General features: G+C 68.2%; 25 protein-coding genes. 10 read left to right on the forward strand and 15 right to left on the reverse strand.

Going from position 1 to position 23,849, the window contains the following annotated elements; all coding sequences use genetic code 11:
* From ACFVV0_RS01915 to ACFVV0_RS01925, 3 genes are read right to left on the reverse strand one after another with little or no spacing between them, the layout of a single operon-like run.
* Positions 1-1,491, reverse strand: a complete 1,491-nt coding sequence (locus ACFVV0_RS01915; protein ID WP_387057503.1) for a carboxyl transferase domain-containing protein — start codon at positions 1,489-1,491, stop codon at positions 1-3.
* Positions 1,488-2,657 (reverse strand): CaiB/BaiF CoA transferase family protein, encoded by a 1,170-nt coding sequence (locus tag ACFVV0_RS01920; protein ID WP_387057505.1) that lies wholly within the window; start codon positions 2,655-2,657, stop codon positions 1,488-1,490. The genes ACFVV0_RS01915 and ACFVV0_RS01920 overlap by 4 nt, the downstream gene beginning before the upstream one ends.
* Complete coding sequence (locus tag ACFVV0_RS01925) at positions 2,657-3,619, reverse strand: cyclase family protein (RefSeq protein ID WP_387057507.1); 963 nt, start codon at positions 3,617-3,619, stop codon at positions 2,657-2,659. The genes ACFVV0_RS01920 and ACFVV0_RS01925 overlap by 1 nt, the downstream gene beginning before the upstream one ends.
* A 98-nt stretch (positions 3,620-3,717) precedes the next feature.
* On the opposite strand from ACFVV0_RS01925, the gene ACFVV0_RS01930 reads away from it, so the two are divergent.
* The 3 genes from ACFVV0_RS01930 (at position 3,718) to ACFVV0_RS01940 (ending at position 6,130) form a co-directional block, all read left to right on the forward strand.
* Positions 3,718-4,119 (forward strand): Zn-ribbon domain-containing OB-fold protein, encoded by a 402-nt coding sequence (locus ACFVV0_RS01930; protein WP_387057509.1) that lies wholly within the window; start codon positions 3,718-3,720, stop codon positions 4,117-4,119.
* Positions 4,116-5,264 (forward strand): acetyl-CoA acetyltransferase, encoded by a 1,149-nt coding sequence (locus ACFVV0_RS01935; protein ID WP_387057511.1) that lies wholly within the window; start codon positions 4,116-4,118, stop codon positions 5,262-5,264. The genes ACFVV0_RS01930 and ACFVV0_RS01935 overlap by 4 nt, the downstream gene beginning before the upstream one ends.
* 62 nt (positions 5,265-5,326) lie before the next feature.
* The gene (locus ACFVV0_RS01940) at positions 5,327-6,130 is read left to right on the forward strand and encodes an IclR family transcriptional regulator (RefSeq protein WP_387057514.1); all 804 of its coding nucleotides are present in this window, start codon (positions 5,327-5,329) and stop codon (positions 6,128-6,130) included.
* Between the two features lie 60 nt (positions 6,131-6,190).
* Here ACFVV0_RS01940 and ACFVV0_RS01945 read toward each other — a convergent pair whose 3' ends face one another.
* The 4 genes from ACFVV0_RS01945 to ACFVV0_RS01960 form a co-directional block, all read right to left on the reverse strand.
* Positions 6,191-7,573 carry an MFS transporter gene (locus ACFVV0_RS01945; RefSeq protein ID WP_387057516.1) on the reverse strand — a complete coding sequence of 461 codons (1,383 nt, stop codon included), beginning with the start codon at positions 7,571-7,573 and terminating at the stop codon, positions 6,191-6,193.
* A 90-nt stretch (positions 7,574-7,663) separates the two neighbouring features.
* Positions 7,664-8,509, reverse strand: coding sequence for an SDR family NAD(P)-dependent oxidoreductase (locus ACFVV0_RS01950; RefSeq protein ID WP_387057518.1), 846 nt, complete (start codon positions 8,507-8,509; stop codon positions 7,664-7,666).
* A 79-nt stretch (positions 8,510-8,588) separates the two neighbouring features.
* On the reverse strand, positions 8,589-9,587 hold the full coding sequence (locus ACFVV0_RS01955) for a zinc-binding alcohol dehydrogenase (protein WP_387057520.1): 999 nt from the start codon (positions 9,585-9,587) through the stop codon (positions 8,589-8,591).
* A gap of 6 nt (positions 9,588-9,593) precedes the next feature.
* On the reverse strand, positions 9,594-10,277 hold the full coding sequence (locus ACFVV0_RS01960) for a GntR family transcriptional regulator (protein ID WP_387057522.1): 684 nt from the start codon (positions 10,275-10,277) through the stop codon (positions 9,594-9,596).
* A 76-nt stretch (positions 10,278-10,353) separates the two neighbouring features.
* Here ACFVV0_RS01960 and ACFVV0_RS01965 point away from each other — a divergent pair, with 76 nt between their 5' ends.
* From ACFVV0_RS01965 to ACFVV0_RS01975, 3 genes are read left to right on the forward strand one after another with little or no spacing between them, the layout of a single operon-like run.
* Complete coding sequence (locus ACFVV0_RS01965) at positions 10,354-11,430, forward strand: zinc-binding dehydrogenase (protein ID WP_387057524.1); 1,077 nt, start codon at positions 10,354-10,356, stop codon at positions 11,428-11,430.
* Positions 11,427-12,293 carry a sugar phosphate isomerase/epimerase family protein gene (locus ACFVV0_RS01970; RefSeq protein ID WP_387057526.1) on the forward strand — a complete coding sequence of 289 codons (867 nt, stop codon included), beginning with the start codon at positions 11,427-11,429 and terminating at the stop codon, positions 12,291-12,293. Before ACFVV0_RS01965 ends, ACFVV0_RS01970 begins: the two co-directional genes overlap by 4 nt.
* Before the next feature lie 12 nt (positions 12,294-12,305).
* Positions 12,306-13,124: a fumarylacetoacetate hydrolase family protein gene (locus ACFVV0_RS01975; RefSeq protein WP_387057528.1), complete on the forward strand. Its 819-nt coding sequence runs from the start codon at positions 12,306-12,308 to the stop codon at positions 13,122-13,124.
* Between the two features lie 36 nt (positions 13,125-13,160).
* On the opposite strand, the gene ACFVV0_RS01980 is transcribed toward ACFVV0_RS01975, so the two are convergent.
* From ACFVV0_RS01980 to ACFVV0_RS01995, 4 genes are all read right to left on the reverse strand, one after another.
* Complete coding sequence (locus tag ACFVV0_RS01980) at positions 13,161-14,390, reverse strand: LVIVD repeat-containing protein (protein ID WP_387057530.1); 1,230 nt, start codon at positions 14,388-14,390, stop codon at positions 13,161-13,163.
* A 4-nt stretch (positions 14,391-14,394) separates the two neighbouring features.
* Positions 14,395-15,975, reverse strand: coding sequence for an AMP-binding protein (locus ACFVV0_RS01985; protein ID WP_387057532.1), 1,581 nt, complete (start codon positions 15,973-15,975; stop codon positions 14,395-14,397).
* Between the two features lie 70 nt (positions 15,976-16,045).
* Positions 16,046-16,831 (reverse strand): hypothetical protein, encoded by a 786-nt coding sequence (locus ACFVV0_RS01990; RefSeq protein WP_387057534.1) that lies wholly within the window; start codon positions 16,829-16,831, stop codon positions 16,046-16,048.
* 15 nt (positions 16,832-16,846) lie between these two features.
* On the reverse strand, positions 16,847-17,371 hold the full coding sequence (locus ACFVV0_RS01995; RefSeq protein ID WP_387057536.1) for a DUF308 domain-containing protein: 525 nt from the start codon (positions 17,369-17,371) through the stop codon (positions 16,847-16,849).
* A gap of 330 nt (positions 17,372-17,701) precedes the next feature.
* On the opposite strand from ACFVV0_RS01995, the gene ACFVV0_RS02000 reads away from it, so the two are divergent.
* The 4 genes from ACFVV0_RS02000 (at position 17,702) to ACFVV0_RS02015 (ending at position 20,959) form a co-directional block, all read left to right on the forward strand.
* Positions 17,702-18,061: a hypothetical protein gene (locus ACFVV0_RS02000; RefSeq protein ID WP_387057538.1), complete on the forward strand. Its 360-nt coding sequence runs from the start codon at positions 17,702-17,704 to the stop codon at positions 18,059-18,061.
* A gap of 168 nt (positions 18,062-18,229) precedes the next feature.
* A complete protein-coding gene (locus ACFVV0_RS02005) occupies positions 18,230-18,706 on the forward strand; it encodes a hypothetical protein (protein ID WP_387057540.1) in 477 nt (158 codons plus the stop codon).
* A gap of 83 nt (positions 18,707-18,789) precedes the next feature.
* On the forward strand, positions 18,790-19,755 hold the full coding sequence (locus tag ACFVV0_RS02010; RefSeq protein WP_387057542.1) for a glycoside hydrolase family 6 protein: 966 nt from the start codon (positions 18,790-18,792) through the stop codon (positions 19,753-19,755).
* Positions 19,756-19,801: 46 nt separating this feature from the next.
* The gene (locus tag ACFVV0_RS02015; protein ID WP_387057544.1) at positions 19,802-20,959 is read left to right on the forward strand and encodes an FAD-dependent oxidoreductase; all 1,158 of its coding nucleotides are present in this window, start codon (positions 19,802-19,804) and stop codon (positions 20,957-20,959) included.
* 35 nt (positions 20,960-20,994) lie between these two features.
* On the opposite strand, the gene ACFVV0_RS02020 is transcribed toward ACFVV0_RS02015, so the two are convergent.
* The 4 genes from ACFVV0_RS02020 to ACFVV0_RS02035 all read right to left on the reverse strand — a co-directional run bounded on the left by ACFVV0_RS02020 (position 20,995) and on the right by ACFVV0_RS02035 (position 23,619).
* Positions 20,995-21,636, reverse strand: a complete 642-nt coding sequence (locus ACFVV0_RS02020; protein WP_387057546.1) for an NADPH-dependent F420 reductase — start codon at positions 21,634-21,636, stop codon at positions 20,995-20,997.
* A gap of 69 nt (positions 21,637-21,705) precedes the next feature.
* Positions 21,706-22,263, reverse strand: a complete 558-nt coding sequence (locus ACFVV0_RS02025) for a dihydrofolate reductase family protein (protein ID WP_387057548.1) — start codon at positions 22,261-22,263, stop codon at positions 21,706-21,708.
* 57 nt (positions 22,264-22,320) lie between these two features.
* Positions 22,321-22,566 (reverse strand): hypothetical protein, encoded by a 246-nt coding sequence (locus ACFVV0_RS02030; protein ID WP_387057550.1) that lies wholly within the window; start codon positions 22,564-22,566, stop codon positions 22,321-22,323.
* 81 nt (positions 22,567-22,647) lie between these two features.
* Positions 22,648-23,619 carry a MerR family DNA-binding transcriptional regulator gene (locus ACFVV0_RS02035; protein WP_387057553.1) on the reverse strand — a complete coding sequence of 324 codons (972 nt, stop codon included), beginning with the start codon at positions 23,617-23,619 and terminating at the stop codon, positions 22,648-22,650.
* Between the last annotated feature and the right edge of the window lie 230 nt (positions 23,620-23,849).

Here is a 23,849-nt window from a genome sequence, read left to right on the forward strand (position 1 = left end):
TCACGCCGATGGCCTGGGCGCACTCCAACGTGCGAATCTCAGCGACCGCAGAGGCGCCCGCTCCGACCAGGGGAGGGATCCGGCCTCGACCAGGTGCCGGCCCACGGCCGCCGCGAAGAGGGATGCGAAACCGGCGACGTCCGGGGGCTCGGCGATGAGCTCGTCGATTACGCCGTGCTGCGCGAGCTGCCGCGCATCCACGCCCTGCTGGAATGACAGCAGAGGGGCGAAGGAGGTGTCGCCCTGGTGGAGGATGGCGCTGGCTCCCTCCGGTGGGAGCGGGGCGAGCCACGCGTTCTCGGCGGCGATGATGCGGTCGGCGGGAAGGAGGGCCAGGGCGCCCCCGCCGGCTCCCTCGCCCAGGATGACAGAGACGATTGGCGAGCTCAGTTCGAGCAGGTCGGCGAGGCAGCGGGCGATCTCGCCGCCGAGTCCGCCCTCCTCCGCCTCCACCGTCAGCGCGGCCCCGGGCGTATCGATGACCGTGAGGAGGGGGAGCCGGAGTTCGCCGGCGATCCGGATGCTCCGGCGGACCTGGCGGAGTGCGCCGGGTCCGATCGCACCGCGGCGGCGCTGGGCGAGCCGGTCCTGTCCGACGAGCACGCAGGAGACGCCTCCGATCCGGGCCAGGGCGCTGAGGACACCGTCGTGCTGCTCTCCCTCGGCGGTGCCCGACAGCGGGAGGACATCGCTGGTGGCGTGATGGAGGAGCTGCCGGATTCCCGGACGCCGTGGATCGCGCGTGCGCCCGATCGACTCCCACGTCGAGAGCGAGCTGACCGGTGGCGCCACAGGTGGCTCGACGGGAGACGGAGGCGTGAGGATGATGCGCAGGGCACGGGCCGCAAGGGCGCCGAGCTGCTCAGGGGGAACCACCGCGTCGATCACGCCGTGCGCCGCCAGGTTCTCTGCCCGCTGCACGCCCTCCGGGAATGCGGTGCCGGTGAGTGCCTCGTAGACGCGCGGGCCGAGGAAGCCGATCAGCGCATCCGGCTCACCGACCGTGACGTGGCCGAGAGACCCCCAGGAGGCGAAGACGCCCCCGGTGGTCGGGTGGCGCAGATAGACGAGATAGGGCAGTCCAGCCCGCTTGTGGTCGACGAGCGCAGCAGTGATGCGCACCATCTGGAGGAAGGCGATGGTGCCCTCCTGCATCCGGGTGCCCCCGGACGCCGGAGCAGCGAGCAGTGGCAGCCGGTCTGCGGTGGCACGGCGCACCGCCGCTTCGATGCGGTTGGCGCAGTCGACTCCCACCGAACCGGCCAGAAACCCGAACTCGCTGACGACGACCGCCACCGGGATGCCCTCGATCGTTCCCTGACCGGTGACGACCGATTCGTCCTCGCCGCTCGATTCGCGGGCGCGCTCCAGGGCCGACGCGTACTCGGGGTCGATGTGCTCGGGGATAGCGATCGGCTGGTCCCACGACCGGAAGCTGCCTCGGTCGAGGGTGGCGGTCAGGAGCGCGCGGGCGCCGATCCGAACGCTCATGGCGCCGAGAACTCGTCTCTGACGCTGACGGTGTGCTGGCCGTAGAGCGGCGGTGCGGTGTGCTCGCGGTGCCATTCCGAGCCGTCGTCGGCGAACATCCGGAGCGGGGGGCCGGGCAGTTCGACGCGGCCGAGCACCGGATGCTCCACCTCGATGACCAGTCCCTGGCTGCGGGTCTGGTCCCATTCGTACACCTCGGACAGATCGCGCACCCGGCCGGCCGGGATGCCGAGGGTGTCGAGTACCGTGAGGAGCTGGTCGGCCGGGTACCTGCCGAACGCGTGCTCGACGGCGCTCCGCACCTCGGTGGTGTTGCGGACGCGCTCGGCGTTGGTCGCGAATCCGGGGGCGTCGACGGGCAGGCCGAAGGCGTCGGCGAAGGTGCGCCAGAGCGACTCCGATCCGACGGCGATCTGAACGATGCCGTCGGCCGCGGCGAAGAGCCCGTACGGGCTGATCGAGGGATGGTGCGGCCCTTGCGCGTGCGGGATGCGCCGGGCGACCGTCCACACGGTTCCCTGGAACGCGTGCATTCCCACCAGCGACGCCAGCAGGGAGGTGCGCACGGTGGACCCGTGCCCGGTCCGCTCCCGCTCGTGGAGGGCCGCGAGCACTCCGAATGCCGCGTACATCCCGGCAGCGACGTCCCCGATGGGAACGCCGACTTTGGTCGGGTGCTCCGGGTCGGGTCCGGTGAGGGACATGATCCCCGCCTCACCCTGCGCGATCTGGTCGTAGCCGGCGCGCGTGCCCTCGGGGCCGTCGTGACCGAAGCCGGAGATCGACGCCGTGATCAGCCGCGGATTGAGTTCGGCGAGGTGCTCGGGCGACAGTCCGAGCCGGCTGAGCACTCCCGGGCGGAAGTTCTCGAGGAGGACGTCTGCGCGCCGGAGCAGTGCATCCAGCACCCCGCGGTCGCTCGGGTCCTTCAGGTCGAGGACGACGGACTCCTTGTTGCGGTTCGCCGAGAGGAAGTAGGTGGACACCGAGTCGTCGGGCCCGACGAAAGGCGGACCCCACGAGCGCGTGTCGTCACCCCCGCCGGGAGACTCGACCTTGATGACCCTGGCACCCAGGTCAGCGAGCATCATGGAGCAGTGCGGGCCGGCGAGGGCACGACTCAGGTCGACGACCACAAGGTCGGCGAGCGGGCCGTCCCCCGTCATCACTTGATCGCGATCGGGTTCAGCGGGGACGCGACAGCGTTGGTGAACGGGAGTGCCGGACCGACGAAGAAGAACTCGTAGACGCCGTCGTCGGCGCAGTCGTCGGCCAGCGCATCCAGGTCCCAGATCTCGCCGACCAGCAGGCCCATCTGAACGATGAAGACCAGGTGGAGAGGCTGGAACACGTCGGGCGTCTCGTTGGGGAGGACCTCCATACCCCAGGTGTCGGTCGCGATCGCTGCCACCTCGTGGCGCGCCACCCAGTCGATCGCCCCGAGTCCGAGTCCGGCGGCGTCGCCTCCCGCGTAGTCGCCCCACGACCCGCGGCTGCGCACCTGGCTGATCGCTCCGGTGCGCACCAGTACGAAGTCGCCCTTCTGCACCGTGATCCCCTCGCGCTCGAGCGCCGCATCCAGGTCGTCTCCGGTGATGGGCGTGCCGGGCTCGAGCCAATCGACGCCCTTGAGCCGCGGGATGTCGAGGAGGATGCCGCGACCGGCCGGTTCGACGGCCGCGTGGGTGATGTCGTTGCGGAAGGCGCCCTTGCTGGAGACCTGGTCGGCGCTGTAGCCGTTGTAGATCTTGTCCTCGAAGACGACGTGTGCGAGCGAGTCCCACTGCGTGCTGGCCTGCAGTGGCAGGATCACGAGGTCGTCCGTACCGCGGAAGTACCTGTCCTTGTTGCCGTAGAAGTCGCGCACCGACGTGCCGGCGATCGCGTCCGCTCCGTCGCGGGTCATCAGGTGGATGGGGTTGAACCGGTTGAACGTGCCGCGCTGGGGACCGTTCTCGTCGAACGGCACGGCGAGCGAGAACGGCTTGCCCTTGCGCACGAGGGATGCGGCGCGCTGCCTGATCTCGGGTGTGACGTGGTTGAGGGTTCCGAGCTCGTCGTCGGCGCCCCACTTCCCCCAATTGCTGTGGCGGCTCATGTACTCGCGGACGGTGGAGATGTCAGGCACGTGGTGTCCTCTCGGTGGGCGACGTCGTCATCGGACTTTGATAGTATTATATCGCAACGGTGTCTCATTGTTACAAGAGATTCAGGATGGTGGTCGCAATGTCCAGAGTGCCCGTCGATCATGCCCGCGGGGAGGAACTCACCTACCTTCAGGCGCTCGCCGAGGGCCGCGTCGTGTTCCAGGTCTGCGACGACTGCGGCTCGGCCGTGTGGTACCTGCGCACCGTGTGCCCGTTCTGCATGAGCGCCGCATTGCGCGAGCACACCGCGGTCGGCACCGGCACCATCCACAGTCTGACCACGCTGCACCGCGCCGGCAATGCCGCCCGGGTCGGCGACCTTCCCTACACCGTCGCCTTGGTCGACCTCGACGAGGGCGTACGGGTGATCGGCGACCTCGCGGATGCGGACAACGGCCCGCTCGCGATCGGCGACAGGGTGACCGCGCACCCGTATCCGGACGGCGTGGTGTTCGAGGCGCTCGAACGGAACGCGCGATGAGCGGGCTGCGCGGTTCCCTGGCGATCGTCGGAATCGCCGAGCTGGCCGAGCCCGCCGCCGGCCGTTCCCCCGCCGGGATGATGGCGGAGGTTGCCCGTCAGGCGATCACCGAGGCCGGATTGCGCAAAGAGCAGATCGACGGCCTCTTCACGACCACCCCCTATTACTACGCACCCAGCCTCACCTTCGCCGAGTATTTCGGACTCACCCCGCGATACAGCGATTCGACGGTGATCGGCGGATGCTCGTTCGAGGCGTACATCGGACACGCCGCCGCCGCGATCTCCGCGGGCCTCTGCGACTACGCCCTCATCGTCTACGGGTCGACGCAGCGCTCCGACGCGGGTGCTCTGGTCTCCGGCTCCGAGTGGACGGAGTGGGAGCGGCCGTACGGGATGCTGCATCCGATCAGCCCCATCGCGATGATCGCGAACCGGCACATGCACGAGTTCGGCACCACCTCTGAGCAGTTCGCGCACGTCGCCGTCGCCGCACGGCAGTGGTCCGCTCTCAACCCGCGCGCCCCCTACCGCGACCGGCCGCTCACCGTGGACGACGTGCTCTCGTCGCCGATGATCTCCACGCCGGTGCACAAGCTCGACTGCTGCCTCGTGACCGACGGAGCGGCCGCGCTGGTCGTCACCTCGGCCGAGCGCGCCCGCGACCTCGCGACCGATCCCGTCTACGTGCTCGGCGTCGGCGAGGCGGCCGACCACCGCAACATCACCGGCATGCCGGACCTCACGTCCACCAGGGCGGCGGACAGCGTCGCGCGCGCCTACCGGATGGCGGGACTCGGCCCCGACGACATCGACGTGGCCGAGGTGTACGACGCCTTCACGATGAGCCTCCTCGTGCTGCTCGAAGACCTCGGCTTCTGCGAGAAGGGCGAAGGGGGGCCGTTCGCCGCATCCGGTGCCATCGCTCCGGGAGGCGCCCGCCCACTGAACACGAACGGTGGCGGGCTGTCGTTCCTGCACCCCGGGATGCTCGGCGCGTTCCTGCTGACGGAGGCGGTGCAGCAGCTGCGCGGCACGGCCGGCCCGCGTCAGGTCGCCGGCGCCGAGACCGCCCTGGCGCACGGAATGGGCTTCACCCTCGGCGGCCACGCCTCGGTGGTGCTCGGACTCGCGCAGACGCTGTGAGGAGCGGGCGTGCGGGCGGCTAATGTTCTAGTGGGCCCGTTCGAGCCACGGAACGAGGAGCGATGACACAGGAAGAGACGCCCGACGTCGATGCCGCCGTGCGGCGCCGCAACCGGCACAACACCTCCGACAAGGTCATCATGCTCCTTCGCGCGCTCGCCGCGCGGCCGGAGGGGATCGGCGTCAGGGAGCTGTCGCGTGAGCTGGGCGTCGACAAGAGCGCCGTCTCCCGGCTCTTCGACCAGCTGAGCGAGCTCGACATCGCCACTCAGGACGACTACTCGGGACGTTTCCGCGTCGGACCGGCGCTCTTCGCGCTGGCCGCGACCATCCACAGCCGCGACACCCTGTGGCAGGCGGCGGAGCCGATCGTGCGCGAGCTCGCGATCACCTTCAACGAGACCTGCTATCTCGCGGTCCGCGAAGGCGACGAGATCATCTTCCGCGACAAGGTCGACACGACCCACAACGTGCGCTACGTGATCGATCCCGGCGAGCGGGCTCCGCTCTACGCGGGTGCAGGCGGCCGCGCTGTCTTGATGACCCTCCCGGATGCGGAGATCCGCGCGGTGATCGCGCGGACCGGCCCCAAGGAGTTCACCCCCAACACTGTCACCGACGCGGACGAGCTGGTGCGTCGCGCTGCGGAGGATCGCGAGCGCGGCTACAGCGTGAGCCGAGGGGAGCGCGTGCTCTCGGGCGCGGCCATCGCGGCCCCGTTCTTCGGCCCATCGGGCAGCTGCCTCGGCGCCGTCGTGTTCACCTGCCCGTCGCAACGCTTCGACGCCTCCCAGGAGCCGGACATCGCCGCTGCCGTGATCGGCGCCGGTCGGCAGCTGTCAGAGCGCCTCGGCTTCTCGGCATAAGAAGGCATAAGAAAAGGGGCGGACGCTCTCTGCATCCGCCCCTTCTCGATCGTGCGGCTCTCAGAGCTTGAGGGCCGTCTTGCTTGTCTCGCGGGCGAACAGCACCGCGACGAAGGTCAGCACGCAAACCGCCGCGACGTAGATCGCGACTCCCCAGAAAGCGCCGCCGCTGGCCACGACCAGGGCGGTCGCGATGACCGGTGACAGGCCTCCGAAGATGGCCGCCGAGATCTCACGGCCGATTGCGAAGCCGGAGTAGCGCACCTTGGTCGAGAACACCTCGCCGAACAGCGAGCCCTGCACGCCGGCCATCGCCTGGATGGTGCCGCCACCGACGAGGCAGACCGCGAAGGCCGCGGCGATCGGGTTGCCCGTGTTGATGAGGATGAAGTATGGCAGCACGAGGATCGCCGAGAGCAGCGCAGCCCCACCGAACACCTTCTTGCGGCCGATCTTGTCGGACAGCAGACCCCAGAGCGGCGTGCCGATGACCGAGGTGACACCGGCCAGGAAGACGAAGAAGGTGCTCTCCTGTGGCAGGAAGAACGCCGAGCCCGTCGAATCCTTCACGCCGTTGAGGTACGACAGGATCCAGGTGAGGAAGACGTAGGTGCCCATCTGGACGCCGGCGGCGAGGCAGAACACCAGCAGCAGGGAGCGCCACTCCGTACGGAACACGGTTCCGAGCGGCAGCTTCTGCACCTCCTGCTTCTCGACCACCTTTTCGAAGAGCGGCGACTCGTTGACCCGGTACCGGATCCAGAGGCCGACGACGACGAGGATGGCGCTGAAGAAGAACGGAACGCGCCAGCCCCAGCTGAGCAGGTCTTCCTTCGGGAGGAACTGGAGCAGGAAGAAGACCAGCGTTCCCAGCATCAGGCCGGAGGACGAGCCCACTGTGCCGACCGAACCGAACAGACCACGGCGGTTCTTCGGTGCGTACTCGAGCATGATGACGGATGCGCCGGCGAACTCGGCACCCGCGCCGAAGCCCTGCGCGACGCGGAGGATCGTCAGCAGGACGGGAGCCCAGACGCCGATCATGGCGTAGGTGGGCAGGAACCCCATCAACAGGGTGGCGATGCCCATCAACATGAAGGTTGCGACCAGCACCGGCTTGCGGCCGATCCTGTCGCCGAGGTTCCCGAAGAAGATGGCGCCGAGTGGGCGGGCGAACTGCCCGACCGCGAAGCCGCCGAAGGACAGCAGCACGCCGACGATCGGGTCCTGGTTCGGGAAGAAGATGGCCGGGAACACCAGCGCCGCCGCCTGGGCGTAGATGAAGTAGTCGAACCATTCGATGACACCGCCGAAGATCGAGCTGACGACGACGCGCCGCAGCGCGCCCTTGTCAACATTCACCGGCGGCGCGGTCTCGCCGGTTGCGGCGACGCCCCGTTCGGTGTCCTCCGAATCGGGCTTCTTGAGGTCTGCTTCTGACATGGCGGGTCGTTTCTCCTTTGAATAGATCCCAGATTTGACTAGATCCCAGATTTGAGGGGTCGGCGCGGGCGGGTCACCCGCGCGTCGCGGTCATCGCTCCAGCACCTGGACCTGGAGCGTGGCGGTATCGGCCGCGGAGGCCGGTCCCGCGCCGCCGGAGGCGAACCAGCCGCCGTCGATGCGCAGGTCGGATCCCGTGATCCACGAGGCATCGTCGGAGACGAGGAACAGGACGCCGTTGGCGATGTCTTTCGGGCTGCCGATCCGTTGCGGCAGCAGCGAGGGGCGGGTCGCGAGCTCCCGCCGGGCGGTTCCCGGTGCGCCGTAGGTGCGCAGCGTCGCCGCGGTCTCGACCACCCCGGGGGAGATGGTGTTGACCCGGATGCCGTCCGGCCCGAGTTCGTTGGCCAGCGCGACGCTGAGGCGCAGCACTCCGGCCTTGGCGGTGGAGTAGGCGACGAGATTCGCGGTGTTGCCGGGGTATCCGGTGCCGAACGACGCCCCGGAGACCGAGGCGATGAAGACGACGGATCCCCGGGACTCGCGGAGCGCGGGAAGGGCCGCGCGGGTGACGAGCCAGGGCATGGTCAGGTTGCGGTCGATCGTGAACCGCCAGTCCTCGGGGGAGGTGGACTCGCCGGAGCCGCCGCGAGCGGCCTTGGCGTTGTTCACCAGGGCATCGATGCGGCCGAAGCGCTCGATCGCGAAGTCGGCGAAGCGCTGGGCGCCCGCCTCCTCCGACAGATCGAGTGCGATGGTCTCCGCTTCCCCGCCGGCTTCGTGCACCGCGCGGGCAGTGGCTTCGGCGAGCCCGGCATCGATGTCTGTGCCGACGATCCGGGCGCCCTCGGCGGCGAGGCGCAGAGCGGTTGCGCGTGCGATGTCTCCGCCGCTTCCCGTTATCAGCGCCACGCGACCGTCGAGACGACCACTCATGATGCGCTTCCTCTCCCTCGAGTTTTGCTTAAAGTCGATACAGTGTCTTGTTTTTATCACATGATGTGATCGAGCACCACTACTTTCCGTAGTCGAGGACCACGCCGAGCACATTGGCCGGGTCGCGGTCGACGAGTTCGTAGGCAGCGGCTGCGTCGGCGAAGCCGACCTTGCGGCTGATCATCGCGTCGACACTCAGCTTCTGAAGCAGGTCGAACGAGGCCTCCGTGCGTCGCACCCAATCCCAGCGCGCCTGGTCGGTCGCCTGCGAACTGGTGATCCGAAGCCGGCGGAAGTGGAACTCCGGTGCGAGCCGCAAGGCCACCTCGCGGCTTCCGTACAGCGAGATGGCGACGATCTCGCCGCGGTCCGCCGCGATCTCGATCGCCGCCTGCAGCGCCGGAGGCGCACCGCTCGCCTCGTAGACCACGTCGGCGCCGCGTCCGTGGGAGAGCTCGAGGACCACATCCTTCACCTCGTCCGGTTCGACAGCGGCGAGTGCGCCGTACTCGAGCGCGAGAGTTCGGCGCTTCTCGAAACGATCGACGACGATCGTCGCTGCCGCATTGAGGTCGGCGATCCGGGCGCACATCATTCCGACGATGCCCTGACCGAAGACGACGGCGATCTCGCCGACCTTGACGGGCACGTCGAGCACGCCGGTCAGAGCGACCCTGGTCAGATTGAGGAAGGTCGCCGCGTCGTCGCTCACGCCCTCCGGGATGCGGACGACATACTCCGGGCGCGCCTGGATGGTGAACACGTCCTGGTGCGGATGCCGGGTGAAGACCCGCTCGCCGACCCGGAAGCCCGAGTCGGCACCGGCGTCGATGACTTCGCCGACGGTCTGGTAGCCGTACTTGGTCGGAAAGGGGAACTTCCCCTCGGAGTTGGGTGGCATCCGGTCGCCGGGGTTGGTGTCGCCCCGGTACACGAGCATCTCGGTTCCGGCGCTGATCAGCGACCGGGTGGCTCGGACGACGATCTCGCCGGCCTCGGGCGCCCGGACGAGGGCCTCCCGCAGCTCGATCTGACGGGGGCCCGTGAACCACACGGCGTGGCTGCTGAGGTAGGGCATGTGCTGCTACTCCTTTTCGCTCTCATCGGTGAGGGCGTTGTACACGACCGAGCGCGTGTGCTCGAGGTGCTGGTGGACCAGCTCGGCGACGACGTCGGCGTCGCCCAGGTGGCAGGCGTCTGCGATGGCCTGGTGCTCGGCCACGCGCTCCTCGGCGGTGCCGCGGAGGCCGGTGGACAGCCGCTGGTATCGCAGGCTGTTCTCCCAGAGCATCGACTGGATGTCGATCAGCCATCTCGATCCGCTCTGGTTGTAGATCGAGAAGTGGAACGCCCGGTGGTCGGTGTCGTAGTCGGAGACGTCACCGGAACGGATCGTGCGGGCGAGGGACTCGAGTGTGCTGTCCATCTCGGCGAGCGTCGTGTCCGTCATGCGGGGAACCGCGAGGCGGGCAGCGTACGGGTCGAGCATGAGACGCAGATCGTAGGTCTCGGTGAAGTCGTCGCGGTCTGCCGGCCGCACCCGGAAGCCGCGTTGCGGGATCGCCTCCACCATGCCGCGCGAGGCCAGCGAACGCAGCGCCTCGCGCACCGGGATGAGACTCATCCCCAGCTTCTCTGCCTCTTCGTCGGCGTAGATCCGTGCCCCCGGCTGGAGCTCCCCGGAGAAGATCAGCTCACGCAGCACCTTCTCGGCGTGCCCGGCGAGGGTCAGGACCGTGGACTTCCTCGGTTGTCGGTCGTTCGGCATCGGCATCCTCCTTGACAGAAAAACTATAATCTATAATAGTTCAGCTATGTCCAATTCAAAGGAAGTGCGGGCGCCAATGAGGGCGGCCCGTCTGTACGGGCCGGCCGACATCCGGGTGGAAGAGATCCCGGGGCCGCCGGAGCCTGGACCGCGGCAAGCGGTCGTCACGCCGCTGTGGAGCGGCATCTGCGGAACCGACATCAAGGAGTACACGGGTCACGGCGGCAGCGCCGAGTCCACGGCGCATCCGCTCACCGGGTACACCGGCCTGCCGCTCATCCTCGGCCATGAGTTCTCGGCCCGAGTCGACGAGGTCGGATCCGAAATCACCGACGTGAAGGTCGGCGACGAAGTGGCCGTCTACCCCCTGCTGCACTGCGGGGCCTGCCCGGCGTGCCTCCGCGGCGAGTATCAGATCTGTCGGATCAAGGCGTGGAACGGCCTGAGCTCACCGTGGGGAGGCTTCGGCGAGAAGGTCCTCGTCGAGCACTACCAGCTCTCACCGCTCAACGGCATCTCCGCAGTCGCAGGCGCGGTCATCGAGCCGGCTGCGGTCGCCCTGAATGCCGTGCAGCGCGTGGGCGTCGGCCCCGGCGACTCCGTGTTCATCGCCGGAGCGGGCGCGATCGGTGTGCTGTGCATGCTGGCCGCGAAGGCGTCGGGAGCAGCGCACGTCTATGTGTTCGAGCTGAACCCGAAGCGTGCCGCCCTGGTCGAGCGACTCGGCGGCGAGCTCGTTCCGGATGCGGCGAAAGACGACATCCCCGGCTACCTCATGCAGCAGACCGACGGTCTCGGAGTGGATATCGCCATCGACGCCGCGGGCAAGCCGGCCGCCAACGAGGCGGTGGTGGCATCGGTCCGGCCCGGCGGCGCGATCGGCATCCCCTCCGTGCATCCGGGGCCGATCACCTTCGACGTGCGGCGCCTCACGCGCAACGACCTGACCGTCGTCGGGTCGGTGGGCTACACCCGCCGCGCCTGGGACAAGACGCTCGAGCTCACTCGCGCGGGCCTCCTCCCGCTCGAGAGCATCGTGACGGCGAAGATCGAGCTCGACGAGATCACGGCCAAAGGCTTCGACGTGCTCACGGTCCCCAGCGACGAGCTGAAGATCCTCGTGCGCGTCGGCGGCGAGGCGGTGACCGCATGAGCGGCGAGGCGAAGTTCGCCGTCAGCGACGGAACCACCTACCACGCGCCGTTCATCGAAGAGCTGACCGCGTATCCCGCTGCCGGCATCCACGGGCTCGGGCTGTGGGAGCACAAGCTCGAGGGCGATCGCGACCACGAGCGCGCTCAGGCCATGGCAGAAGCCGGGATCCACGCGACGTTCTGCTTTCCGCTCACTCCGGGCATCTTCACCGGCAACGGGCACTTCGCGCATCCGAAGGACCCCGATTCCCGGATGCAGATCCTGCGCGAGTCGGTCGAGCGGTTCGCGATCTACCAGCCGGAAGCCGTCTGCATCCTGGCCGGTGCGCCGCAGGGTGGCGACGTCGTCGAATCCCGCCGCCGTGTCGTCTCCGCGTTCCGGGAACTCGCCGCGATCGCGAAGGGCGAGGGGGTGCGGCTCGCGGTGGAAGTGATCAGCCCGGGGAGCGCCGGAAGCCTGTGCCAGACCATCCCGGAGGCCGTCGATCTCATCGCCGACGCCGGCGGTGAGGGCACGATCGGCGTTCTGCTCGATGACTGGCACATCGCCGACGAGCCGCTGGAGAACATCGCGACGTACATCGACGCGATCTACGGCATCCAGGTCTGCGACCGCGCTCCGGATTCGAAGGGTCGCTTCGACCGGGCGCTGCCCGGAAACGGAGAGCTGGACGTCGAGGGTGTGATCCGCACCGCCCACCAGGCGGGATACGACGGTTGGTACGAGCTCGAGATCTTCTCGGACGACGGCACCTTCGGCGAGCCGCTCCGCGACCCGATGTGGCAGTGGCCGATCGACCGCCTGCTGACCGAGGGCAAGGCCGCCTTCGACGCCGTGTACGCGCGGGCGACCGCCGGATAGAAGGGGGAGACTGTGCGATTGGTCGGATTCCGGCAGGGGCGCACCCTGATGGTGGGGCGCATGATCGGCGACGCGGCGGTGCAGCCGATCGCCGAGGTCGAGGAGTTCTGGGAGGACCCGTTCCGCTGGGGTGAGAACCCCGGGAGCGGGGAACCGCTGCCCCTGGCCGGGCTCGAGCTCGCGGTGCCCGTGCGGCCCTCGGCGCGCGTGATCTGCGTGGGCCTCAACTACGCCGAGCATGCGGAGGAGGGGCGCTGGGAACCGCCGAAGTACCCCACCGTCTTCGCGCGGTGGACCCAGTCGCTGTCGCTCCCGGGTGCACCTGTCCCGGTTCCGGATGGTGAGGAAGGGCTGGACTGGGAGGCCGAGCTCGTCGCTGTGGTCGGCCGTCCCCTCTATCGTGCGGACGCATCCGGAACCGATGGGGCGATCTACGCCTATGCGCCGTTCAACGACCTGACCGCCCGGACGCTGCAGAAGCTCACGAGCCAGTGGACACTGGGCAAGAACTCCGAGCACAGCGGACCGATCGGTCAACTGGTCACCGCGGCGGAGGTCGGCTCGATCGACGGCGGACTCGACATCCAGTGCGTCGTCAACGGCGAGGTGGTGCAGTCCGACTCCACGAGCAACATGCTGTTCGGCATCCCGCAGCTCCTGGAGTTCCTCAGTCAGGGCATGACGCTGCAGCCCGGCGACCTCGTCGCGACGGGCACACCGTCAGGAGTGGGCTACGTGCGCACGCCGCCGCGGTTCCTCGTGCCTGGTGACGTCGTCGACGTGCGGATCGAGCGCGTCGGCTCGGTGACGACGCCGATCGTCGTCGCCTGAACTTCGTCGCCTGATCGGCCGTCGCGGGTCGCCTCGTCAGTCGAGGCGGCCCGCCTCCTCTGTGAGCCGCAGTACGAACAGGCCGTAGTTCTTGTCTGTGCAGTACATGTTGCCGCGGTCATCGACGAGCACATCCTCGAACGAGCAGGTGAGCTCCGCGGGCTTCGGCCCGAGCCGCTCGGTCGGATCGACCGGGACGTAGAAGCCGAGCTCGGCCGGCCGGAGCGGCTCGCGGAAATCGTAGACGCGCAGGCCGCCGTTGAAATGGGTCAGGTAGACACGCGTCGGGTCGTCCAGGGTGCCCGGGACGCCCTGGTACTGGTATTGGTTGTGCGGCCCGTGACGCCCGCCCTTCTCCTGGTACGTGCGCAGCCCGGTCGCGGGAGCGGGGAACGGTGTCGGGAACCACGAGACGATCCGCGGTTGCTCCGGATCCTCGACGTCGATGGCGACCGCATACGGAATCCCCTCGCTGTCGCCTTCGCCCAGCGCCTCGCTGTTGGCGACCACGTAGTTCCCGTACCCGTACGCCGTGTGGACGCCGAGCGGACTTCCGAAGTCTCCGAAGCTCAGCTGCGAGACCAGCCGAGGGGAGGTCTTGTCCGAGACGTCGAGCACCACGAAGCCGTACTGGCCCCACCCGCAGTATGCGAGGTCTCCGACGACGTGCGCCGGTCCGTGGAGGCCCCACTTGCTTCCAGATTCGCCGCCGGCGACGTGCTGCCCGGGCGCCCACCACCGGCCGACCTCGACGACCCGGGCCGGGTCGGAGACGTCGACGATCGAGAGGATGTTCCCGGTGAAACCCTCGGCCTCCGTGGCGAGGTAGGCGTATCGGCCGCCCGCGTAGTAGTTGCGGTGGGAGCCACGACCGCCGGTGTCGTAGTGCGAGATCAGGGCCGGATGCGCAGGGTCGGCCGCCACATCGAACAGCAGCACTCCGATCTCCTCGGTCTTCTCGGGGTCGTAGCCCCATCCCGGAGTGGGGCGCTCGAGAGCACCGACCATGAGACCGTCGGCGACCTGCACCTGATACGTCCAGCTGTCCGCCGGCCCGTCCGCGTGGCCTACGAGTTCCGGCCGGGTCGGGTCGGTGACGTCCAGCACCGACCACTTCGAGACCCAGAAGTGGCTGAGGTAGAGGTAGTAGCGATCACCGACGCGCTGCATCGCGATCTTGAAGGCGGGGTTCTTCTCCAGGTCGTGGTACCCGACCAGTTCGATGCCGCGTGACTCGGCGGTCGCGGGTGCGTTCGTGACGGTCATGTCCTCACCTTCTTGCGGTCGCCCGGGCGATCCGCGTCGCGGGGTTCTCGGCGTCGAGCGCCCTCAGTCTCTCCTTCTGCACTTTCGCCGTCGCTGTCTTCGGCAGCGCGTCGACGAATCGCAGGTACTGCGGCACCTTGAACGGTGCGAGGTTCTCTGCCGCCCAGGCGAACACCTCATCGGCGTCGACCGGATGCGTGTGCTCGCGCCGCACGACGAACAGCAGCAGCTCCTCGTCGGAGAGTTCGGCGGGCACGCCGACGACGGCGGCTTCGGCGATCGACGGATGCCGGGCGACGGTGCGTTCGACCTCGAGAGAGGAGATGTTCTCGCCCCTGCGGCGCACGATGTCCTTCATCCGGTCGACGAAGTAGAAGAATCCGTCGTCGTCCTGGTATGCGCTGTCCCCGGTGTGGAGCCAGCCGTCCACCAGTGTTTCTTCCGTCTTCTCGGGCAGGCCGAAGTATCCGGTCATCATCGCCGCGTTCCGGATCATCAGCTCGCCCGCCGTGCCACGGGGCACTTCGGCGCCGGCCGCGTCGACGATCTTCGCCTCCGTGCGCGGATACCGCGGGTCGGGGTGGCTGCGCGGCAGGCCCATCGAGCCCGGGCGGCGCTGCTGGTCGAGGGGTTCGAGCAGACCGAACGTCGTCTCGCTCATCCCGAAGCCCGAGATGCACGCGAGGCCGAACCGGCTCTCGATCTCGTCGACGATCTCCGTGGCCAGGGCCGGAACGCCGTATGCGATGCGCACGTCGTTGTGGGCATCCTCTGGGCTCGGATCGGACTTCGTCAGGATCATGGCCATCGCACCGATGAAGTTGAACACGGTGACGTGGTGCCGGCGCACCTCCGGCCAGAATCGGCTCGCGCTGAACCGGGGCGACAGCACGAGGGCGCCGCGAGCAGCGATGGCGGCCATCGTGGAGTACGCCTGCGAGTTGATGTGGAAAAGCGGGAGGCAGGCGTAGATCCGGTCGCCGCGCTTCATCCGCATCCAGTCCACGTACGCCTCGCCGGTGAGGACGAAGTTGCGGTGGGTCTGCATGACGCCCTTGGGGTCGCCGGTCGTGCCCGACGTGTAGATGAGCGAGATGACGTCGTCTCCCGGGAGGTCCACCAGGGGAGCAGACGGCAACGGCTGCGCCATGAGAGCGGCGAACGAATCCTTGCCGCCGCGGGCGGGGAGAACGGCCACCCCGGGCTGCCGGGTCTGGACCGCGCGCGCAACCGCTTCCTGCTCCTCGCCGACGAGGATGAACTGCGAGCCGGAGTCGGCGACGAGGTAGCCGGTCTCGGACTCCGTGAACGCGGTGTTGACGGCGACCAGGATGCCACCGATCCACGACAGCCCGAGCCAGGCCCACACGAAGTCGGGCGAGTTGTCGAGCATGAACGAGACCCGGTCGCCTTTGCGCACGCCGAGACTGTGCCAGGCGGCGGCGGCCCGGGTGATCAGCTCGTGGGACCGACGGTAGGAGAACTGCTCGTCGTCCCCGGTGAAGATGAGGAATGGATCGTCGGGAGCCTCGCGCGCCGCTCGCTCGAAGAAGTCGCGGACGTTCAGAGCATCCCGATCAGTCATGTCCATATACTAAGACACCGTATCGAAATAGCGCCACCACACCAGAGATGATTTCGCCGCCCTCGCGGGCTCAGCCGAGTTCGAGCACGCGTTCGACCGCGTCGTCGTAGACGCGGTAGTGATCAGCAGGGAGGCCGTTGAGCCAGTCGGTCGCGATCCGGAAGAGCAGCGCCCTTATCAGGTACTGGCCGAATTGCGGGGCCGGATGGATGGTCTCGAGCAGTGAGAGCGGGGCGCCCTCGAAGCAGACCGCGTCGATGGCGACGATCGCGATCGAGTAGGCGACAGGTCGCCAATAGATCGTCAGATCGATGACGGCCGGCGATCGGGAGTCGGCGAAGAGCACGTTTCCCGTCAGATCGCCGTGGACGATGCACGAGGGATCGAAGACCTCTGTCCGAGCACTCGACAGCTTCGCAACGTGGGGTGCCGCGTCGGGAACGCGAACCTCGTCCTCGCCGAACGCGAGCCGATCGGCCTGAGCCCACGCGTGCATTCGGAGGTCGATGAATGCTGGTCGCTCGACGTCTGCGAACAGCGCCGAGAATTCGCGGGCGACCTCTGCGATCTCCATCCACATCCCCGGCCGATGTGCGCCGGCGACATAGGGGGATGCCGACCAGCCGTCGACGACGAGCTGCCGGGCGCGACTTCGAAGCGGGAGGCTGAGCCTCAGCCGGTCGCTCTCGACCGTTGCACGAGCACGTTCGTCCAGCCAGAGGAGCTCGTCGGGATGGACATCGAGAGGTTTGAGCACGACGTCGCCGGCCCTCCACGCGGTCCCTCGACCACCCTGCAACCGCGACACCGGCCCGCGCGCGAGGAACTCCTCACGAACGGTGGCCGGCGGGATCACCCGACAATGATAGGGCTACGCCTCCGCGCGACGTCGCCCGACCGAGAGCCAGATCGCGCCGACGAGGTACCAGAACGCGCCGAAGGCCGAGTAGCCGGCAAGAGTGGCGAGTCCGGTGCTCGGGGTGCCCGAGGTGAGGATGAAGCTGAAGCCCGCGAGGAAGGACAACCCGCCGCTGATGATCATCGGCCACTGACCGCCGAGCGCCCGTCGGCGTCGGATCGCGAGGAAGAGCTGAACGGCGCCCGTCAGGGTCGCCCAGATCCCGAAGACGATGAGCGTCGGCGTGAGTCCCACCGTCAGTGAGATGATCGTGGCGACGGTGGCGGCGATGCCGAACACGATGTTCAGGTATTGGGGCACCAGCGATTGCCCCGTCCCACGATTCACCCGGATGTCGAAGATCGTGGCGCAGACGTCCCACAGCGGGTAGATGGTCAGTAGCACGCTCGCCGCGGCGGTCGGGCCGGCTCCGACGGTCGCCGAGGTCGCGAGGGTGAAGACGAGCGCCACCCACACGATCGAGAACCCAGCTCGCACGAAGTACAGATTTCGCAGCCCGGACCGAACCCGGGGTAGTTCTCGTGACGTCGGGGTCGAGGTAGACATCTCCGTGTTCTCCATCCGCACTGACGACATGGGATTATCAGCGCTCCATCGAGAACACGACGGCGCGAGCCCGAACGTTCAATCGCTCCGTATGACGCCCGATTTGGGGTACAAATTCGTGTCCTCCAAACAACCTACAGAACGTTCTTTCTAGCTATGCTCAAGGCTGTCACACACCCGAGTTACAGTCTTTGCTCCCAGCGAACGGTCAGTGCCCGCCGACCGGATGCCTGGAGTTCCGAATCAACGGAAGGACGTATCGTGAACCAACCCTACGGAATCGCAGTCGACCCCGATGCGGCTGCGCAGCGCGCCAACGCGCTTCTCGAATCCGAGATCAAAGCCCGCATCGACGCGGTGCGCGCGGCGGCCCAGCGCCTGAACGCCCTGAACGCTGCCATCGCCGAGTACGAAACGGCATGGCAGTCGGCCACGCAGGCAGGCTGGACCGAAGACAAGCTTCGCGACGTCGGCCTTCGTTCGCCCGACACGCTGCCGGCGTTCGCCGGTCGTCGGGTTGCGGCGCCGGCCGAGCAGTCGCCGACCATCGCACCCGTCGTGCAGCTGTCTCCCCCTGCGCCCGTCGCACCGCTCGCCAACGCGGCGCAGTCGACGCTCTGACGACCTCACCTAGCAGCTCGACCCGATAGCTCGACCCCACCGGCCGCATCCCGACCCACCCGGCGGCCGGTGGAACAGAAACCCACCTGATGATGCTCGGTACCCGACCGAGCGCTCCAGGCGTACAACACCCGAAAAAACAGTCACGTCAACCCGAAGGACACGTCTGTGAACCACACCTATACCTACGATCGCGCCCACGACGAGGCCCACCGTCTCGCCCGTCGCCACGAGCGGGACCTCCACTGGGCGAAGGAACGTCGCCGGCAGCACGAGCGCGAGCTCGGCGAGGCCCTCCTGCTCGTCTCGACGAAGCCGATCACGCTCGCGCGGAAGACCGTGCTCGTAACGGCGGCCCTGTTTCTCGCGATCATCGCCGGTGAATGGCTGGTGCAGAGCTCGGGGATCCTCACCGATTGGATGCCGATCGTCCAGTGGGTCGCCGTGGCCCTGATCGTCGCCGTGTTCGCCGGCGCGCTCGTCTCCCTGCTCAAGCTGAAGGGCCGCCTCGCGGCTGCTCGCACGCTTCTCCGCTCCAACCAGAACCGGCTCGCTCACACCCAGTACCACATCAATGAGAGCGTCCACCTGTTCGTCGACTCCCGGGTCGAGGTGCACAACACGCGGCAGGTCCACCTGGTCTAGGCAGCCCTGACGTAACGCGGTGCCCAGTCGATAGTCAGAGGTAGTCATCGGGGGATGACGTCTCTAGAGGATCGAGATGTGCCGTGCACAAACTCATCGCTGTTCTGGTCTCCGTCGCCGTCGCGGCGACAGTTCTCGTCGGTGCGGCGCAGGTGCCTCCCGCCCGAGCGGATGCGGTTCCCGTGTTCCCCGGCAGGCTCTACGTCGATCCGTACAGCGACGCCCGCAAGGTCGCAGACCAACTCGCGGCGGGCGGAGATGCCAGGGCTTCGGCGCTCGTCGACACCATCGCGGACCAGCCGACAGCCGTGTGGCTCGGCGATTGGTATTCGCCCGCCCTCCTGCTGACCGTGATCCAACGGCACATCCGTGCGGCGGCGGCGCAGAACGCGACCCTCGTCTTCGTCACCTACGCCATCCCGAATCGCGATTGCGGTGGATATTCGTCCGGCGGATTCAGCCCCGACCAGTACCTCGCCTGGAATCGCACGGTGGCCGATGCGCTGGCGGGCACCCATGCCGCGGTGCTCATCGAACCGGACTCGCTCTCGATGCTGTCGAGCGCGAAGTGCGCAGGGGAGGCGGACATCCGGCTCCCGCTCATCCGTTCCGCCGTGCAGATCCTGAACGCGGCCGGGCTCACCACCTACCTGGACGGCGGGAACGCGCGCTGGCTGACCCCTGCCGTACAGGCGAGCTGGCTGATCGCCGCGGGGATCGGCGAGGCGCACGGCTTCTACACGAACGTGTCGAACTTCGACGCTACGCAGACTGAGCGCGACTACGCCGGCAAGGTGTCGTCGCGGGTGGGCTGGAAGAACTTCGTGATCGATGTGTCGCGCAACGGCAACGGCTGGACGGGCACCTGGTGCAACCCTCCCGGTGCCGCGCTCGGGCAGAATCCGCAGATCACCGAGTCGCCGACCATCAAGCTCGAGGCTCTGCTCTGGGTCAAGCATCCGGGAGCGAGCGACGGCGAATGCGACGGCGGGCCACCCGCGGGAGCGTGGTTCCAGAGCGCTGCCGAGGCGCTCGTGCTCGGCCGGTGACGGCGTCACCGTTCGTAGAGTAGAGGGGAGCATCAGAGGGAGACGGATGAGCGACCCATCGAACGACGTCAGCGGTGACGTCGACATCGTCGTCATCGGCGGCGGCGCAATGGGGTCGGCGGCCGCCTGGCAGCTCGCACGTCGTGGACGCTCGGTGCTGCTGCTCGAGCGTTTCGAGGTGGGCCATGTTTTCGGTGCGTCGCACGGTCGGTCGCGCAACTTCAACACTGCGTACTCCGACCCGGTCTACGCGGAGATGCTCGCCGAAGCGCTGCGCCTCTGGCGGGAGCTCGAGCACCAGACCGGGCAGCTGCTCCTCACTCAGGTGGGAATCGTGAATCACGGTCCCAATCCGGAGTTCGACAGGGTCGCTGCGGCGCTCGAGCGCGTCGGCTTGAGCGCCGCCTTCCTCTCGCCGGAGGCGGCGTCCGAACGGTGGCCGGGCATCCGGTTCGACGGCCGCGTCCTCTACTCGCCCGATTCGGGACGGCTCGATGCGGATGCGGCGGTCGCGGCATTGCAGGCGGCCGCGGCGGCTCTGGGAGCGGACGTCCGGCACGGCGTGCGCGTCACCGACATCGCCTCGAGTGGCGATCGGCGCGTGCGTGTCACGACGGAGTCGGGCGTCGTCCATGCCCGGCGGGCCGTCGTCACGGCCGGAGCGTGGACCGAGAAGCTGCTCGGGCGCACTGTTCGGCTCCCGAGACTCCGGGTGACGCAAGAACAGCCGGCCCACTTCGCTCTTCGCGATGCATCCGCCGCGGCTTCAGCGGCCGCCGCGACGACGTGGCCCGGTTTCAACCATTCCTATGACCGCGCGGATCCTCGCTACGGTTACTGGCGGTCGCCGATCTACGGGATGTACACCCCAGGGCTCGGCGTCAAGGCGGGCTGGCACGGCGCCGGTCCAGAGGTCGATCCCGACCGGCGCGACTTCTTGCCCGAACCGCAGCAGCTGGACGACCTCCGTCGGTATGTCGAGGAGTGGTTGCCGGGGGCGGATCCCGACCGGTTCGACCCGATCTCGTGCACGTATACGAGCACCTCGGACGAGAACTTCGTCCTCGACCGGGTCGGACCGATCGTGGTCGGCGCTGGTTTCAGCGGTCACGGCTTCAAGTTCACGCCGACGGTCGGCCGCATCCTCGCCGACCTGGCGACGGATGCGGGACCGGCGCCACAGCTGTTCCGCCTCGCGCGGTAGGGCCGACCGCCTGCATCGACCCTTACGCGCAGAGACTAGATGGTGCGCGGAGCCTTCGCGAGGTTCGCTTCCAGTTCCTCGCGGTTCTGGCGCACCACGTACGCGGGGCGGTCGCGCTCCACGCGCCAGCTGTCGGCGAGCGGGCCGATGTTCACGGTGTCGAAGCCGAACTGGTCGTAGATCGAGGTGACCAGGGCGGACGCCTCGTCGAAGTCGCTCGCGGTCGCGAGCGCACGGCGGTCGGGGGTGCCTGCCGGCTTGCCGTCGGTGGCGATCTCGGGGGAGGCGATGTGGTTGAAGCCCTTCGCGACCTTCGACGTCGGCAGGTGCTCCTGCAGAAGTCCGGAGACCGTGGCCTTGCCCTCGTCGAGCTCCGGGAAGTGGCCGTCGCGCTCGAAATAGTAGTTGTTCGTGTCGATCACGATCTTGCCTGCGAGGGGCTCGACCGGGATGTCGCGGTAGTTCTTCAACGGAACGGTGACCACGGCGAAGTCGCCTGCGGCTGCCGCGTCGGCGGCCGTCGCGGCCGTCGCGTTCGGGCCGAGCTCGCTGACCAGCGCAGCGAGGGTCTCGGGTCCGCGCGAGTTCGCGATCGTGACCGTGTATCCGTGGTTGATGAACTGACGGGCCAGAGCTTGTCCGATGTGGCCGGCACCGATGATTCCTACGTTTGTCATGCTGGCGACAACGCTTGTAAGTGCGTCGCGCATTCCGAACGTGAGAGATCTCGGAGGTTCCGTCCAGGACTACCCGACCCGGTACCGGAGGAACACTGCGCCGCTCTCGAAGCGCTTCTCGTCGAGCAGTTCGAGAGACACCACGTGGTCGCGCGGGAACGCCGGGGTTCCGCCGCCGACGGAGATCGGCACGAGGAAGAGCTGCACCTCGTCGACGAGCCCGGCGCGGAAGGCCTCGGCGGCCAGGGTCGGGCCGCCGACGCTCACGTCGCGGTCCGACGACGCAGCGAGTGTTCGTACCTCATCCGGCTCGAACCGGCGCAGGATGCGGGTGCGCGGCGTCCAGACGTCGGCGAGGGTCGTTGAGTACACGACCTTGTCCGCGCCGCGCCAGATCTCCGCGTATTCGGCCTCCACGGCGGGATCGTCCGGCCCCTCGGGAAGGTTCTGCCATACGTGCATCGTCTCGTACATCCGGCGCCCGTAGAGGTAGGTTCCGACGCTGCGCTCCAGGTCGTTGACGAAGGCGTGCACCTCCAGGCCCGGGAAGGCCCACTCGAAGCTGCCGCTCGCATCCGCGGTGTACCCGTCGGCCGAAGCGATGGCCGAATAGATGATCCTCCCCATGATGACCTCCCGATGAACGACTCTAGGCACCGGCGCGACTGAGCGCCAGGGCCGTCGCTAGCCGGCGGTCTGCGGGAAGAGTGCGGCCAGCGCGTGGATCTCATTGGCGAACACGATCGGCACGACCAGGTCGAGCAGAAGCGCGATCGCCAGAATGAGAGCCGCCGCGCCGGCCGCGATGACCATGACGACAGCGAACAGCCGGAGGTAGGCGTTCGCCGCGACGGTCGTGAGCGCCCCCTGCGCTCGCTCGACGGTCGGAACCGATCCCGTCGCCGGGAGGTGGTGGCTCAGTGTCGTCATGGTGGTTCTCCCCTCGGTGGCCGACCGTTCCAGTCAATCGGCGCGGACGGCCAGCGGCATCGGCCGAGGGGCGGGACGGGGTCATACGACGGGATGATTCCTTCGCCCGGCGAGGGGATGATCGGCGAGCCAGCTCAGCACCTGCTGGGCGTGCGTGTTCGGCGGGAAGATCGGGTAGAAGGTGTGCTCGATCCGGCCGTCCCGCACGACCAGGGTCAGCCGGCTGTAGAGGCGCATCCCACCAGCCTCGAACGTCGGGAGCCTCAGCGCGTCGGCGAGCTCGTGCTGCGGATCGGAGATCATCGCGAACGGGAGCTGGAGCCGCTCGACGACCTCGCTCTGGTAGTCGGAGGTCTGGCTCGAGAGCCCGTAGACGGTCTCGACTCCGGCCGATCGGAGGTTGTCGTAGTGGTCGCGGAAGTCGCAGGCCTCGGTCGAGCATCCGCGGGCACCGGGGATCGCATCCCACCCGTCGGGCAGGTCGACGCCGGGACGGCCGGTGAGCGGATAGAGGTAGACGATCGTCCGGCCGGGCCCGAGGGTCGCGAGGTCGATTCGGTCGCCATGAGACGTCGGCAGGGTGAGCGCCGGCACCGGCAGGCCGTTCAGGTGGTCGGCCGCCCCGTCGTCGTGTGGCCGGGGGAGGTCGGACGGCAGGGAGGTGTAGTCGGGCGTCGGCGTCGCGGCAGCGCCCTCGAAGCCACGGGAGGCACTCTCTTCGAGACGGCGAGCCAGCAGGGCGCGGCGAGAGCTCAAAGCGGCGATGGCCTGGTCGAGTTCGGCGATGCCGTTGCGGTAGGCGGCCAGGGATCCGGGGCACTCGTCGCTGTGCTCGTGCCCGGTGTCGAGGCACTCGATGAACGGGGTCGCCCGGCTGGGCGCGATGCCGACGCCGGCGAGCTGTCGGATCTCGGCCACGGCGCGCAGGTGCTCGTCGCCGTACTCCCGGTAGCCGTTCGGCAGCCGGTCGGGGACCACCAGGCCGAGGCTCTCGTAGTAGCGCACGGCTTTGACCGTGACGCCGGCCCGCTGGGCGAGTTCGCCGATGCGCATCCTGACCTCCGGATTCAGGGTAAACCTTCACCTTCGGGGCATGGTCAACCCCTCCGGGAGAGTACACTATTAGTTAGTGCCCTAATGAATTGGGGCGAAGCGAAACGGAGTATGACGATGGCCGGACGGTTCATGGATTGGTATGGGCGAGCGAATCGGTCCCTCATCCGCGTGGCCGGACCAGCACAGCTGGGAGCCGGACATCCCGAGGGCCCCGATGTGCGCTCGGC

The organism is Leifsonia sp. NPDC058230 (genome assembly GCF_042882245.1).
Lineage (GTDB): Bacteria > Actinomycetota > Actinomycetes > Actinomycetales > Microbacteriaceae > Leifsonia.